We start from the raw sequence: 13,538 nt of genomic DNA on the forward strand, positions 1-13,538 counted from the left end.
ATCTTCCCTTCCGTCGACCGCCGACCGGGTTAGCTGACGGGTTCGGGGCGGAAGTGGCCCCTACCGCTGTCGCGGATTCACCCCACGTACCTGGGTCCCCGGCTCGCCGGTTGGCGATTGGGCGGTGGCACCGCAGGCGCCGCTGCGCGCCTTCGTCGGTGACCGGCAGCGAGGTTACCCGAGAGTCCACCGCCTGAGCTACGTCCCGATGCCTACTAAAAGCGTCATTTCGCCATGGCGTTGAGTGACCAGTGACGCGGTTCTCAAGGCGAGTGCCCGGTCCGGTCACGCTGAGGAGTGTCACCATGCCGTATCCGTGCTCCTGTTCGGCTCTGGCCACCCGGTGGTGGCGGTGGATGGGGGTGCGTCCCGCTGCGGATCGGGCCCGTCGGCCCGTGCCGCCGGCGGTGAACTGAGAGCGGCCAGCGCCTCCGTCCGGTCCGCGCGGGGGCGCGGTGGCGGGGCGTCCGCGTCCGGCGGGGCCGTCGACCCGGCCGCGGTCACCACCGCGGCCAGCCCGGTGGTGAGGGGTACGGCGGCGATCAGGCCGAGCGTGGCGACCGCGCTGCGGACGATCTCCTGGGCGAGGAACTCGCTGGTCAGGAGCTGCCCGACGGGCCGCGAGTCGGCGGTGAGCAGAAGCAGCAGGGGCAGGGACGCGCCCGCGTACGCGAGCACGATGGTGTTGACCGTGGAGGCGATGTGCGCCCGGCCGACCCGGGTGGCCGCCCGGTAGAGCTGTCGTCGACTCAACCCGGGGTTGGCGTTGGACAGTTCGGTGACGGTGGCGGCCTGGGTGACGGTCACGTCGTCCAGCACCCCGAGTGAGCCGATGATGATCCCGGCGAGCAGCAGGCCCCGCAGGTCCACATCGGCCTGGAACATCGAGAGCGTGGTGGCGTCCTCGCTGCCGAAGCCGGTGAGCTGGGTGGCGGCCGTGGCGGCGGTCGCGAGCACGCCGGTGAGCACCAGGCTGCCCAGGGTGCCGAGGACCGCGACGGAGGTCTGCGCGGTCACTCCGTGTGTCAGGTAGAGCACCACGAACATGATCAGGGCCGCGCCGACCACCGCCACCAGCAGCGGCGACCGGCCCGCGCCGATGGCCGGCAACACGAAGGTGAGCAGGATGGCGAAACTGGCGGCCAGGCCGGCGAGCGCCGCCAGGCCCCGCCACCTGCCGAACGCGACGATGGCGGCGGCGAAGACCACCACGAGCCACACCAGCGGTGTCCCGCGCTGGTGCTCGGCGATGTTCCAGGTGCTGGTGGCGGGGTCGGTCGGGTCGGCCAGCTCGACCAGGATGACGTCGTCACCCACCTCGACCCGTGGCGCTCCGGGCCCGGCGGGGACGGGCGTGCTCACCCGCTGGTCGGCGCGCGGCCCGTCGTCGAGGAGCACGTCCACGGTGCCGCACGGCCCGCTGGCCGGCGCGCCCTCCGGGCTGGCCGAGGGCGGGCAGGGTTCGGTCACCACCCGGGTCACCGTGCCGTGGTAGCGCGGCATGTCCGTGCCACCGTTCTTCGGCGCGCCGTCCCGGGGCCACAGCACCACGGCGGCGACGACGGTGGCCACGAAGAGCGGCACCACCGTCGCGACGAGGATCCGTCGTACCCGGGGCGGGGCGGGTCGAGCGGAATGGCTGTGGCCGGAACCCAATGCGAAACTCCCAACGATCCGGTGCGGGGTACGTGCCGACGGGGCTGCGCGGTTCAGCTTCGCCGGACGAACGCGGGTACGAGCGCGTCAGTTCGCCGCCTGGCGATGCGGAGATCACGGAGAGTGATGAAGTGATCAAGTCGGTGCGGGACGGGGCCGCGCCGCGTCGGCGCCGTCGCCCGTGTCGGCGGCGGGATCCGGTGGGTCATCGCGGGACGATGCTAACCAGTGCGACGGGCTGTCGCCGGTCGTGCCGAAGTGTCGCCGGGAGTCGAACCGCTGACACTGCCCCGCTGGAGCGGGATCGTGGAGTCATGCCCGAGCCACCCACCGACCACCGACAGCACCACAAGCACGCGCAGCACGACAAGCACGCGGGGCACGACCCGGCCATGTTCCGTCGCCGGTTCTGGGTCTGTCTGGTGCTCACCGTGCCGGTGGTGCTGACCAGTCACCTGGTGGTGGACGGGCTCGGGCTCCGGCTGGACGTGCCGGGTCGCTCCTGGGTCGGGCCGGTGCTCGGTTCGGTGGTGTTCCTCTGGGGTGGCTGGCCGTTCCTGGTCGGCGCGGTACGTGAGATCCGGGACCGCGCGCCGGGCATGATGCTGCTGGTCGCGATGGCGATCACCGTGGCGTACGCCGCATCGCTGGCGACCAGCCTGGGCGCCTTCGACCTGGACTTCTGGTGGGAGCTGGCGGCGCTGGTCACCATCATGCTGCTCGGGCACTGGCAGGAGATGAAGGCCATCGGGCAGGCCCGTGGGGCGCTGGCGGCGCTCGCGGCGCTGCTGCCCGACGAGGCCGAGCGCGTGGCGGCGGACGGGCAGGTAGAGCGCGTACCGCTGGACGGGCTGCGGGTCGACGACGTGGTGCTGGTCCGGCCCGGGGGTCGGGTGCCGGCGGACGGGCGGATCGTCGACGGCGACGCGGAGCTGGACGAGTCGATGATCACCGGCGAGTCGCGTCCGGTCGCCCGGTCGACGGGGGATCGGGTGGTGGCCGGCACCGTCGCGACCGATTCGGCGATCCGGGTGCGTGTCGAGGCGCTGGGCGACGAGACCGCGCTCGCGGGCATCCAGCGCATGGTCGCGCAGGCGCAGCGTTCGGGCGGACGTGCCCAACTGCTCGCCGATCGGTTCGCCGCCGCGCTCTTCTACGTGGCCACCGGTACCGCCGTGCTCACCCTGCTGGTCTGGACCGCGCTCGGTGAGCCCGACGAGGCGGTGGTGCGTACCGTCACCGTTCTGGTGATCGCCTGTCCGCACGCGCTCGGCCTGGCCATCCCGCTCGTCGTCGCGCTCTCCACGGCGCTGGCCGCGCGGGGCGGGATCCTGGTCAAGGACCGGCTCGCGTTGGAGCGCATGCGCACCGTCGACGCGGTGCTGTTCGACAAGACCGGCACGTTGACCCGGGGCGAGCACGCGGTCACCGACCTGGTGACGGCCCCGGGTGTGGGGCGCGACGAGGCGTTGCGGATCGCCGCCGGTGTCGAGTCCGACAGCGAACATCCGCTGGCCCGCGCGATCGTGGCGGCGGCCGGGTCGGGTGGGCCGGCCCGTGCCGCCGGCTTCCGCTCGCTGCCGGGCCGCGGCGTGCGGGCCACCGTCGACGGTACGGAGTACGCGGTGGGCGGGCCGGCCCTGCTGCGCGAGCGGGGTGGACCGCTGCCCGACGAGTTGCGGGAGGCGACCGGACGCTGGTCGTCACACGGTGCCGTGGTGCTCTATCTCGTGCGGTTGCCGGACACGGTGCTCGGGGCGTTCGCGCTCACCGACGCGGTACGCCCGGAGGCCCGGCAGGCCATCGCCGAGCTGCGGGCCGACGGCGTCCGCACCATCGCCATGATCACCGGAGACGCGCGGTCGGTGGCCGACTCGGTCGCCGCCGAGCTGGGCTTCCGGGCCGGTGTGGACGAGGTCTTCGCCGAGGTGCTGCCGGCCGACAAGGACAGCCGGGTGGCGGAACTCCAGCGGCGTGGGCTGACCGTGGCGATGGTCGGTGACGGGGTGAACGACGCGCCGGCGCTGGCCCGCGCCGACGTGGGTATCGCGATCGGGGCGGGAACTGATGTGGCGATCGAGTCCGCCGGGGTGGTGCTGGCGTCGTCCGACCCGCGCGGCGTCGGGGCCGTGGTCCGGCTCTCCCGGGCGTCGTACCGCAAGATGCGGCAGAACCTGGCCTGGGCCGCGAGCTACAACGTGGTGGCGCTGCCCCTGGCGGCCGGGGTGCTCGCCGGGGCCGGGGTGGCGCTGAGCCCGGCGGTGGCGGCGGTGCTGATGTCCGCGTCCACCATCGTGGTGGCGCTCAACGCGCAGTTGCTGCGCCGGGTACGCCTGGGGCCTGTTCCGGAAGAATGACCGGGAGCGGGAGTGCGGCGCTCAGCCGCGCTTCATGAGCCGGCCGACGGCCGCCATCATCTCGGTGGCCATCTCGTCGGCCCGGCCCTCGGCCGCCCCCTCGTGCATGCAGTGCCGGGCGTGCCCGTCGAGCAGGCCCAGGGCCACCTTGTCGAGCGCGGCCTGGATCGCGGAGATCTGGGTGAGCACGTCGATGCAGTAGCGGTCCTCGTCGACCATCTTCTCGATGCCACGGACCTGGCCCTCGACGCGGCGGAGGCGCGCGAGCAGTTGGTCCTTGCTGGCGGTGTACCCGCGAATCGGGGTGGGTGTGGTCATGGCGACGAGGATAGCGTACCCCTAGGGGGTATGGTAATGTCCGTTCTCTGCCGGCATACCCCCACCGGGTACCGGTACTACGAGAGGAGGCGTCCGATGGTCGACACGACGTACCAGGTGCAGGGCATGACCTGCGGGCACTGCGTCAGCGCGGTCAGCGCCGAGGTGGGCGCGATCGAGGGCGTGCGCGACGTGCGGGTCGATCTCGCCAGCGGCCAGGTCACCGTCAGCAGCGAGCAGCCCGTGGACACCGAGGCCGTCCGGGCCGCTGTCGACGAGGCCGGCTACGACCTCGTCGAGGCGTGAGCGGAGGGTCCGGGATGCCCACAGTGACGAGACTGGGCGCGTTCGCCCTCGGCCTCGCGGCGGTCTTCGGCGCGGCGTACGGGTTCGGTCGGGTGGTCGACCCGGCCGACCCGGTCGCGCAGAGCCGCCCGGACGTCGCCCGCGTCCCGGGCCCGGCCACGAGCGGCGAGGCCGCCGATCTCGTTCCCGGCGGGCTACTCGTCTCCGACCGGGGCTACACGCTCCAACCGGTCACCGCGCCGGCCGGCGAGTTCGCGTTCCGGATCGACGGGCCGGACGGCCGACCGGTGACCAGGTACGACGTCGCGCACGACAAGCGGATGCACCTGATCGTCGCGCGACGGGACCTGTCCGGCTTCCGGCACGTCCACCCCGATCTCGGCCCGGACGGCACCTGGCGGGTCGCCACTCCGCTGGCGGGCGCCGGGCAGTGGCGGGCGTTCGCCGACTTCGCGCCCACCGGGGGCGAGCCGTTGACCCTCGGCGTGGATGTGACCGTCCCCGGCGAGCTGACCGAGCGGGCGTTGCCCGCCCCGGCGACCAGCACCACGGTCGACGGTTACACGGTCACCCTGGCCGGTACGCCCCAGCCGGGCCGCACCTCGGCGCTCACCCTCACGGTGAGCCGCGGCGGGCAGCCGGTCACCGACCTGGAGCCCTACCTCGGGGCGTACGGGCATCTGGTGGCGCTGCGTCGGGGCGACCTGGCGTACCTGCACGTGCACCCGGACGGGACGCCCGGCGACGGACGCACCCCGCCCGGCCCCGCCGTCACCTTCCACGCCGAGGTGCCTTCGGCCGGCGCCTACCGGCTCTACCTCGACTTCCAGCACGACGGGCGTGTGCACACCGCGGAGTTCACCGTCGTGGCCGGCGCTGCCCCGGCCGCGACAGGCGCGCCGACGCCGACCGGCGGGGCCGACCACGGCACCCCCGGGCACGGGCACAACTGACGGGACCAGACGAGATGACCACCACCAGCAGACCGCTGCCCGAGGCGCCGAACCGGATCGAACTGGCGATCGGGGGGATGACCTGCGCCGCGTGCGCCGCGCGGGTCGAGAAGAAGCTCAACCGGATGGACGGTGTGAGCGCCACCGTCAACTACGCCACCGAGAAGGCGACCGTCCGGTACGCCGACGACGTGACCCCGGACGACCTGATCCAGACCGTCCGGAAGACCGGCTACTCGGCGGCCCTGCCGGCCCCGCCGACCGCCGAGGCTCCGGTGGAGGACCCGCTGCGGGGGCCGCGCACCCGGCTGTGGGTCTCGGCGGTCCTGAGCGTGCCGGTGGTCGTGCTGGCCATGGTGCCGCCCTGGCAGTTCGACTACTGGCAGTGGCTCTCGCTGACCCTGGCCGCCCCGGTGGTCGTCTGGGGTGGGCTGCCGTTCCACCGCGCGGCCTGGACCAACCTGCGGCACGGCGCGGCCACCATGGACACGCTGGTCTCGCTCGGCACGCTCGCCGCGTTCGGGTGGTCGCTCTGGGCGCTCTTCCTCGGCGACGCCGGCATGCCCGGGATGACGCACCCGTTCCGCCTCGCCATCACCCGTAGCGACGGCGCCGGCAACATCTACCTGGAGGCCGCCGCCGGGGTGACCGTGTTCATCCTGGCCGGTCGCTACTTCGAGGCCCGGTCCAAGCGGACCGCGGGCGCTGCGCTGCGCGCGCTCCTCGAACTCGGCGCGAAGGAGGTGACGGTGCTGCGGGACGGGGTGGAGTCCCTGGTCCCGGTGGACCGGCTCGCCGTCGGCGACCGGTTCGTGGTCCGCCCCGGCGAGAAGGTCGCCACCGACGGTGTGGTCGACGAGGGCACGTCCGCCGTCGACGCCAGCATGCTGACCGGTGAGTCGGTGCCGGTCGAGGTCGGCCCCGGCGACGCTGTGGTCGGCGCGACGATCAACGCGGGCGGCCGGCTGATCGTCACCGCTACCCGGGTCGGCGGGGACACCCAACTGGCCCGGATGGCCGACCTGGTAGAGCAGGCGCAGAGCGGCAAGGCGGCCGTGCAGCGGCTGGCCGACCGGATCTCCGGGGTGTTCGTGCCGATCGTCATCGCCCTGGCCGTGGGCACCCTCGGCTGGTGGCTCGGCACCGGCGCCGGCCCGACCGCCGCGTTCACCGCCGCCGTGGCCGTGCTGATCATCGCCTGCCCGTGCGCCCTGGGTCTGGCCACGCCGACCGCGCTGCTGGTCGGGACCGGTCGCGGCGCCCAGCTCGGCGTGTTGATCAAGGGGCCGGAGGTGCTGGAGTCGACCCGCCGGGTCGACACCGTCGTGCTGGACAAGACGGGCACCGTGACGACCGGTCGGATGACGCTGGTGGGCGTGGCCCCGGCCAGTGGCGAGGACCGGGCGGAGCTGCTTCGGCTCGCCGGGGCGGTGGAGGCCGCCTCCGAGCACCCGATCGCCCGGGCCGTCGCCGTGGGGGCCGCCGAGGCGGGCGCACTGCCCCCGGTGACCGGCTTCGCCAACCTCGAAGGGCTGGGCGTGACCGGCACGGTCGAGGAGCGCGTCGTGCTGCTCGGCCGGGTCCGGCTGCTGCGTGAACACGGTGTCGACGTACCGCCGGAGGTCGAGTGGGCCGTGCGGGACACGGAGGCCGCCGGTCGTACGGCGATCGTCGCCGGCTGGGACGGACGGGCCCGGGGCGTGCTCGCGGTCGCCGACGTGGTCCGACCGACGAGCCGGGCGGCCGTGGCGCGGCTGCGTGCCCTGGGGCTCACCCCGATCCTGTTGACCGGCGACAACACCACCGTCGCCCGGGCGGTCGCCGCCGAGGTGGGCGTGGACGAGGTGATCGCCGAGGTGCTGCCGACCGGCAAGGTCGACGTGGTCAAGCGACTCCAGGCGCAGCGGCGGTCGGTGGCGATGGTCGGTGACGGCGTCAACGACGCGCCGGCGCTGGCCCAGGCCGACCTGGGGCTCGCCATGGGCGCCGGCGCCGACGTGGCGATCGAGGCGTCCGACCTGACCCTCGTCCGGGGCGACCTGGACGCGGCGGTGGACGCCATCCGGCTGTCCCGGCGCACGCTCGGCATCATCCGGGGCAACCTGTTCTGGGCGTTCGGCTACAACGTGGCGGCCCTGCCGCTGGCCGCCGCCGGCCTGCTCAACCCGATGATCGCGGGCGCCACCATGGCGTTCTCGTCGGTCTTCGTGGTGGCCAACAGCCTGCGGCTGCGCCGCTTCCGTTCGGCCGCTGACGAACTGTGACGACCGCGATGGTTGGACCGGTGACGACGGGGGTACCTCTGTCTTCGTAGCGACGCTTGCGATGGAGGTTGGCAATGGGATTCGACGACAAGGTCAATAACGCCACCGAGGACGCGGCCGGCAAGCTGAAGGAAGGCGCCGGTCGGGCCACCGACAACGAGCAGCTCGAGGCCGAGGGTCGTGCCGACCAGTCCACGGCCAAGCTCAAGCAGGCCGGCGAGAAGATCAAGGACGCCTTCAAGAGCTGACGTACGACGTACTCCGCACGCCGGGCCGGTGATCATCACCGGCCCGGCGTGCTGTCGTGTCCGGACCTTCTCGCGACCCTGAGATCCCCCTGATTCCGCTTCCGTGCCGCACCGCCACGTCGCCACACCTGCTAACTTCTGTTGGCATGTGCAAGGGCTGGTTATGAGCGCGGCTCCGCCGCCGACCGGCGACGACCTGGTCCGGGTGCTGGCCACGCTGGCGAACCCGCACCGGCTGCGAGTCGTCGCCGCGTTGGCCCGCGAACGCGCGTACGTCAGCGGGCTGGCCCGGCAACTGGGCATCAGCCGCGCGCTGTTGCAGGTCCACCTACGGAAGCTGGCGGCGGCCGGGCTGGTCACCGCCCGCATGGAGTTGTCGGAGGACGGGAAGGCCATGAACTACTACGAGGTGGAGCCGTTCGTGCTCACACTCACCCCCCAGGTCATCGCGGCGGCGGCCGAGACGCTGACCGTGCCCGACTCGGGCGAGCAGCCGGAGGCGCGGTCATGAGCGACCACGACTGGACCGAGGTGGTCGGCGCGTTCGGCGTGTTCGCGCTGCTGATCAGCGTCTTCACGGTGACCGTCGTGCAGCTCGCCAAGACCCGGCGGGCCCGGTACGAGGCGAACCGCGCGGACGACTACCGCAAGCTCGCCGAGACCGCCGTGCAGGCGCAGGCGGAGAACGCCCGACTGCTCGCCGCGATGGACGGCCGGCTGGGCGGGATGGAGACCCGGATGACCACGCTCGAACGTGTGCTGCGCGAGGTCGACTGACCCGCGTGTGTCGAGGTCCCGGGCCGTCGAGCGGCCACTCGACGGCCCGGGTGGAAGCAGCATCACCTCGCCCGCTGGGCGAGTTTCACCGGTAACGCTCCTTCGGGGAGAGGACAGCACTCCATGCTGCGCGTACGCAAATCCGGAATCGGCTGGGCGGTCGCCCTGGCCCTCACGGCCACCGGCCTGACGCCGGCGAGCCCGGCCGCCGCCCGGCCCGTCATCGACTGGCATTCCTGCGCCGAGGACGCCCCGGCCCCGCCCGTCGGGGAGGCCCCGCCGGAGTGCGGCACCCTGTCGCTGCCGGTCGACTGGAACCGACCACGGGGGGAGCGTTTCGAGTTGGCGCTGGCCCGCCGCGTCGCCACCGATTCGACAGCCCGGCAGGGCACGCTGTTCTTCGGCCCCGGGGGGCCGGGCGACAGCGGGGTCGATCGGGTGGTGAACGGCAGCTCCCGGTTCAGCGCCGACCTGCGCCGCCGGTTCGACATCGTCAGCTTCGACCCGCGCGGCACCGGCGGCAGCCACCCGGTGCGCTGCTCCCGGACCCTGCTCGGCCGGCAACCGCAGGTGATCGCCGACCAGGCACAGTTCGACGCCACCCTGGCCACCAACGCGCTGCTGCGCGCCGACTGCCGGGCCCGTACGGGTGCGCTCTACGACCACGTGGACACGACAAGCGCCGCCCGTGACCTGGACGCGGTCCGCGCCGCGCTCGGCGAACGGCAGCTCACCTTCCACGGCAGCTCGTACGGCACCCTGCTCGGCGAGCGGTACGCCGAGCTGTTCCCCTCTCGGGTGCGGGCCATGGTCCTGGAGGCCGCGATGGACCACAGCCTCGACACCCGCGCCTTCCTCGACACCCAGGCCGTCACCGCCGAGGACGCGTTCGACGAGTTCCTCGACTGGTGTGCCCGGTCCGCCGACTGCGTGCTGCACGGTCGGGACGTCCGGGCGATCTGGGCCGGGCTGCACGCCCGGGCGGCGCGCGGAACGCTTACCGACCCTTCCGGTGCCCCGCTCGCTCCCTTCGAGCTGAGCCGCCTCGCTCACAAGAAGCTCTACGAGACCGACCGGTGGCCGGGGCTCGCGGAGTGGATCGGCACGCTGGAGGGCACCGCGACGCCGGGCGTCACCAGGCTGGCGGACGACGCTGTGGTCCCGTACCCCTTCGCGGTGTTCTGCCAGGACTGGTACCTGCCGGTCCGCGACTACTCCGAGTACGACGCGCACCTGCGCCGCAGCCAACGGCTCGCGCCCGACCTGCGCTACCCGCCGGCGCTGTTCGCCCTGGTCACCTGCCTGGGCACGCCCACGGTCGCCAACCCCCAGCACCGGCTGCGGGTACGCACCGACGTGCCGCTGCTGATCGCCGCCACCGTGCACGACCCGGCGAGCGGCTACGTGTGGGCCCGCGCGGTGGCCCGGCAGTTGGGCCGGCACGGGGTGCTGCTCACCTATCAGGGCTGGGGGCACGGCAGCTACACCACCAGTCCGTGCGTGGGTCGGGCCGTCGACTCCTACCTGATCGACCAGGTCGTGCCGGCGCGGGGCACGAGCTGCCCGGCGGTCGACGTCTGACGGGCGGGCGGCGCGGCGCTCACCGCCGCGCCGCCAGTCGGGCGGCGCGTAGCTCCAGGTACCGCTGCTCGGGCAGGCTCGTCGTGCCACGCGCCGCCGCCAGGTACGCCTCCCGCGCCGCCGCCGGCTCGCCGGCCAGCTCCAACAGGTGCGCCCGCACCGCGGCGAGCCGGTGGTGCCCGGCGGTGCGCTCGTCGGCGTCCAACGGGGTGAGCAGGGCGAGCCCGGCCCGGGGGCCGTCCACCATGGCCACCGCGACCGCCTGGTTGAGCGTGACAAGCGGATTCGGCGCGATCCGGCCCAGCAGCCGGTAGAGCGCGACGATCTGCCGCCAGTCCGTGTCCGCCGCCGTCGACGCCTCCGCGTGCACGGCGGCGATGGCGGCCTGAAGCTGGTACGGGCCGGGCGGCGACCAGGTCAACGCCTCGGTGATCAGCGCGATCCCCTCCGCGATGGCGGCGGCGTCCCAGCGGGAACGGTCCTGCTCCGCCAGCGGCACCAGCTCCCCGTCCGGACCCACCCGGGCTGCCCGGTGCGCGTCGGTGAGCAGCATCAACGCCAGCAGCCCGGTCACCTCGCCGTCGTCGGGCAGCAGCCCGTGCAGGACGCGGCCCAGTCGGATCGCCTCGGTGGTCAGCTCGGCCCGGCGCAGGTCCGGTCCGCTCGACGCGGTGTACCCCTCGTTGAAGATCAGATAGAGCACCCGTAGAACAGTCCGCAGCCGCTCCTCCCGCTCGGCCGGTCCGGGCATGGCGAACCGCGCGCCGGCCGCCTCGATCCGCTGCTTGGCCCGCCGGATGCGCTGGCTCATGGTCGCCTCCGGCACCAGGTGCGCCCGGGCGATCTGGGCGGTGCTGAGGCCGCCCACCGCGCGCAGCGTCAGCGCCACCTGCGCCGATCCGTTCAGCGCCGGATGACAGCAGAGGAACAGCAGGGTCAGGGTGTCGTCCGCGTCCGGCACCGCCGGCTCGGCGTCCGCCGGAGGCGCCACCTGGGCGTACGCGGGCTCGCGCAGTGCCACCGCGACCTCGCGCTGACGGCGGGCGCTCTCGCTGCGCCACTCGTCGGTGAGCCGGCGGGTCGCCACGGTGAGCAGCCAGGCGCGCGGGTTGTCCGGCACACCCTGGCCGGGCCACTGCGTCGCGGCGGCGAGCAGCGCCTCCTGGACCGCGTCCTCGCACCTGTCGAACTGGCCGTGCCGGCGGACCAGCAGGCCGAGGACCTGCGGCGCGAGTGTGCGCAGCAGGCCCTCGACCGTCCGGTCGTCGGTCACATCTCCGTCCCGGCCTCGTCCATGATCGGGCGGACCTCCATCGCACCGCCGTAGCGCACGTCCGGCCAGCGGGCGGCGATCTCGGCGGCCCGCTGCGGGCTGTCGCAGTCCACGGCCAGGTAGCCGGCGAACTGCTCCTTGCTCTCCATGAACGGCCCGTCGACGATCTCGGGGTGACCGCCGGCGAGTCGGACCGTCTGCGTCTGCGACGGGTCGGCCAGCGCCTGGCCGCCGATCAGCTCGCCGGTCTCGGTCAGCTCCTTCATGATCTCGTCGACCTCGCCGAACAGGGCGGTACGGTCCCGCTCGGTCAGCTCCTCGGTGAAGCCGGGCCGGTTCCAGATCAGCAACATGTACTTCACGGGGATGCTCCTCGGTTCCTGGTCGCGCCCCGGCTGGGGCGCGGCTCACCGGAGGGTCGGAGCCGTCACCCCGTTCCCTACCGCGTACCGAAGAAAATCGCAGAAACTTCTGACAGTGGCGTTCCCACGCCGGGCGGATCAGGGTCGGCCCGGCACCTGTCGGGGCTTGGAGCCGCCGCCGACGTCCAGGGACGCCCGGTCCGCCGCCGAGGTGCCCGACGACCAGCCCTCGGCGTCGCGCACGTTCAGCCGGTGCCGGGTGACGCCGGGGAACAGCGTCTCCAGCCGCTCCTGGACGGCCTCGCCCCGCTGGGCGAGCACCGGCAGCAGCCGATCCGCCCCGGCGGCCGTCTGGCCGGCCGCCTCGGTCGCCGCGTCGGTGGCCGCGCGCAGACGCTCACCGATCCGCAGCGCGAACGCGTTGAGGAAGGACTCGTCCCACACCTTCGTCCGGCGGCCCGAACCCGGCCGGCGCTCGGCACGCCCGCGCAGCATCGCGGCCGTCGCCTGCACCAGCAGCGACGTGTAGAGCAGCTCCACCGCCACGAGATCCGCCGGCCACCCGAGGACGGTGGTGAAACCGAGGTCGTCGGACCAGACCGCCTCGCACCGGTTCGCCGCCGCCACCTCCTGCACCAGCAGCGCCTTCGCCCCCGCGTACGGGGTCTCGACACCGAGGCGCACCCCGCTCGGCTGGTCGCCACGCTCCGTACCGCCGGCCAGCAGCGCCTCGTCGATGCTGTGCCGGGCGATCAGCTCCTGCGCCTTGGCGGTCAACGCCTCCGCCTCGGCCGGGAACGTGGTCGACTCCGCCTTCGCCAGCAGCGCGCGTACCCGGTCCAGCATGGGCGACCCGCTGCGGGCCGTACCGGCCGCGCGGGGGAGCGCCGCCCCGGTCGAGCCCGGCGGCGGGCGCAGGACCGCGATCGGCGGCAGGCTCTCCACCAGAGCGAGGACGTCGACGGCCGCGCGCAGCGCGTCGACCCGGTCCAGCCCCTCCGCGGCGGCCCAGCCGGCCAACAGGTTCCGGCCGGCGTCCCGGCCCCGGCCGGCGCTTGCGCCCCGGCCGCCATCCCGGCCCGGGGCGGCCAGCGCGCGGAGTTGGTCGTCCCACCAGGCGGGGACCGGCTCGGCCTGCTCGTGTCGCTGCGCGGTCAGCGCGTCGCGGACCAGCCGGGCCGCGCCGGCGTCGAGCCGCCGCAGGGCGATCCGGTGTACGTCGACCGGCTGCCAACCGCGCGGCCAGAGTCGCCCGAGGCCACGGACCAGCCGCCGCACCAGGGCGGCGTCGACCGCCGTCGCGCCGTCCGCCGTGCCGGTGCCGACCATCAGCCGGTCGAGTTGCCGTTCGGCCTGCCGTACGTCGGTGCCGCGCACTGCGGCCAGCGCGTCGGCGACGAGGTCCTCCGCGTCCGGCATCGGCACCTCCCAGGCTCGGGCGGC

13 protein-coding genes and 1 riboswitch are annotated in these 13,538 nt (G+C 73.8%); of the genes, 8 read left to right on the forward strand and 5 right to left on the reverse strand.

Annotated elements, in window-relative coordinates:
* Positions 1-3: 3 nt before the first annotated feature.
* Positions 4-134: riboswitch (cyclic di-AMP (ydaO/yuaA leader) on the reverse strand.
* 166 nt (positions 135-300) lie between these two features.
* Positions 301-1,656, reverse strand: a complete 1,356-nt coding sequence (locus tag ACTFTM_RS03805; protein WP_449564474.1) for a YibE/F family protein — start codon at positions 1,654-1,656, stop codon at positions 301-303.
* A gap of 314 nt (positions 1,657-1,970) precedes the next feature.
* Between ACTFTM_RS03805 and ACTFTM_RS03810 the strand changes: the two genes are divergently transcribed.
* A complete protein-coding gene (locus tag ACTFTM_RS03810) occupies positions 1,971-4,013 on the forward strand; it encodes a copper-translocating P-type ATPase (protein WP_449564475.1) in 2,043 nt (680 codons plus the stop codon).
* A 21-nt stretch (positions 4,014-4,034) separates the two neighbouring features.
* Here ACTFTM_RS03810 and ACTFTM_RS03815 read toward each other — a convergent pair whose 3' ends face one another.
* Positions 4,035-4,331, reverse strand: coding sequence for a metal-sensitive transcriptional regulator (locus tag ACTFTM_RS03815; RefSeq protein ID WP_266248359.1), 297 nt, complete (start codon positions 4,329-4,331; stop codon positions 4,035-4,037).
* A 96-nt stretch (positions 4,332-4,427) separates the two neighbouring features.
* Between ACTFTM_RS03815 and ACTFTM_RS03820 the strand changes: the two genes are divergently transcribed.
* The 7 genes from ACTFTM_RS03820 (at position 4,428) to ACTFTM_RS03850 (ending at position 10,460) form a co-directional block, all read left to right on the forward strand.
* Positions 4,428-4,637, forward strand: a complete 210-nt coding sequence (locus ACTFTM_RS03820) for a heavy-metal-associated domain-containing protein (RefSeq protein ID WP_449564476.1) — start codon at positions 4,428-4,430, stop codon at positions 4,635-4,637.
* 14 nt (positions 4,638-4,651) lie between these two features.
* On the forward strand, positions 4,652-5,590 hold the full coding sequence (locus ACTFTM_RS03825; protein ID WP_449564477.1) for a hypothetical protein: 939 nt from the start codon (positions 4,652-4,654) through the stop codon (positions 5,588-5,590).
* Positions 5,591-5,604: 14 nt separating this feature from the next.
* On the forward strand, positions 5,605-7,854 hold the full coding sequence (locus tag ACTFTM_RS03830; protein WP_449564478.1) for a heavy metal translocating P-type ATPase: 2,250 nt from the start codon (positions 5,605-5,607) through the stop codon (positions 7,852-7,854).
* 74 nt (positions 7,855-7,928) lie between these two features.
* Positions 7,929-8,102 carry a CsbD family protein gene (locus ACTFTM_RS03835; protein WP_278150219.1) on the forward strand — a complete coding sequence of 58 codons (174 nt, stop codon included), beginning with the start codon at positions 7,929-7,931 and terminating at the stop codon, positions 8,100-8,102.
* 163 nt (positions 8,103-8,265) lie between these two features.
* Positions 8,266-8,613, forward strand: a complete 348-nt coding sequence (locus ACTFTM_RS03840) for an ArsR/SmtB family transcription factor (protein WP_449564479.1) — start codon at positions 8,266-8,268, stop codon at positions 8,611-8,613.
* Complete coding sequence (locus ACTFTM_RS03845; RefSeq protein ID WP_449564480.1) at positions 8,610-8,879, forward strand: hypothetical protein; 270 nt, start codon at positions 8,610-8,612, stop codon at positions 8,877-8,879. Before ACTFTM_RS03840 ends, ACTFTM_RS03845 begins: the two co-directional genes overlap by 4 nt.
* Before the next feature lie 123 nt (positions 8,880-9,002).
* Positions 9,003-10,460, forward strand: coding sequence for an alpha/beta hydrolase (locus ACTFTM_RS03850; RefSeq protein ID WP_449564481.1), 1,458 nt, complete (start codon positions 9,003-9,005; stop codon positions 10,458-10,460).
* Between the two features lie 19 nt (positions 10,461-10,479).
* Here ACTFTM_RS03850 and ACTFTM_RS03855 read toward each other — a convergent pair whose 3' ends face one another.
* The 3 genes from ACTFTM_RS03855 to ACTFTM_RS03865 all read right to left on the reverse strand — a co-directional run bounded on the left by ACTFTM_RS03855 (position 10,480) and on the right by ACTFTM_RS03865 (position 13,514).
* Positions 10,480-11,733, reverse strand: coding sequence for an RNA polymerase sigma factor (locus ACTFTM_RS03855; protein ID WP_449564482.1), 1,254 nt, complete (start codon positions 11,731-11,733; stop codon positions 10,480-10,482).
* On the reverse strand, positions 11,730-12,086 hold the full coding sequence (locus tag ACTFTM_RS03860) for a YciI family protein (RefSeq protein ID WP_449566531.1): 357 nt from the start codon (positions 12,084-12,086) through the stop codon (positions 11,730-11,732). The genes ACTFTM_RS03855 and ACTFTM_RS03860 overlap by 4 nt, the downstream gene beginning before the upstream one ends.
* A gap of 147 nt (positions 12,087-12,233) precedes the next feature.
* Positions 12,234-13,514 carry a DUF2786 domain-containing protein gene (locus ACTFTM_RS03865; RefSeq protein ID WP_449564483.1) on the reverse strand — a complete coding sequence of 427 codons (1,281 nt, stop codon included), beginning with the start codon at positions 13,512-13,514 and terminating at the stop codon, positions 12,234-12,236.
* Positions 13,515-13,538: the final 24 nt, after the last annotated feature.

It is taken from the genome of Micromonospora sp. RB23 (assembly GCF_053585025.1).

Bases quoted from the DNA above. Each gene is read 5' to 3' on its own strand.
- ACTFTM_RS03830 (WP_449564478.1), top strand. From the start codon at position 5,605: ATGACCACCACCAGCAGACCGCTGCCCGAGGCGCCGAACCGGATCGAA.
- ACTFTM_RS03850 (WP_449564481.1), top strand. From the start codon at position 9,003: ATGCTGCGCGTACGCAAATCCGGAATCGGCTGGGCGGTCGCCCTGGCC.
- ACTFTM_RS03810 (WP_449564475.1), top strand. From the start codon at position 1,971: ATGCCCGAGCCACCCACCGACCACCGACAGCACCACAAGCACGCGCAG.
- ACTFTM_RS03840 (WP_449564479.1), top strand. From the start codon at position 8,266: ATGAGCGCGGCTCCGCCGCCGACCGGCGACGACCTGGTCCGGGTGCTG.
- ACTFTM_RS03860 (WP_449566531.1), bottom strand. From the start codon at position 12,086: ATGTTGCTGATCTGGAACCGGCCCGGCTTCACCGAGGAGCTGACCGAG.
- ACTFTM_RS03845 (WP_449564480.1), top strand. From the start codon at position 8,610: ATGAGCGACCACGACTGGACCGAGGTGGTCGGCGCGTTCGGCGTGTTC.
- ACTFTM_RS03815 (WP_266248359.1), bottom strand. From the start codon at position 4,331: ATGACCACACCCACCCCGATTCGCGGGTACACCGCCAGCAAGGACCAA.
- ACTFTM_RS03865 (WP_449564483.1), bottom strand. From the start codon at position 13,514: ATGCCGGACGCGGAGGACCTCGTCGCCGACGCGCTGGCCGCAGTGCGC.
- ACTFTM_RS03835 (WP_278150219.1), top strand. From the start codon at position 7,929: ATGGGATTCGACGACAAGGTCAATAACGCCACCGAGGACGCGGCCGGC.
- ACTFTM_RS03820 (WP_449564476.1), top strand. From the start codon at position 4,428: ATGGTCGACACGACGTACCAGGTGCAGGGCATGACCTGCGGGCACTGC.
- ACTFTM_RS03825 (WP_449564477.1), top strand. From the start codon at position 4,652: ATGCCCACAGTGACGAGACTGGGCGCGTTCGCCCTCGGCCTCGCGGCG.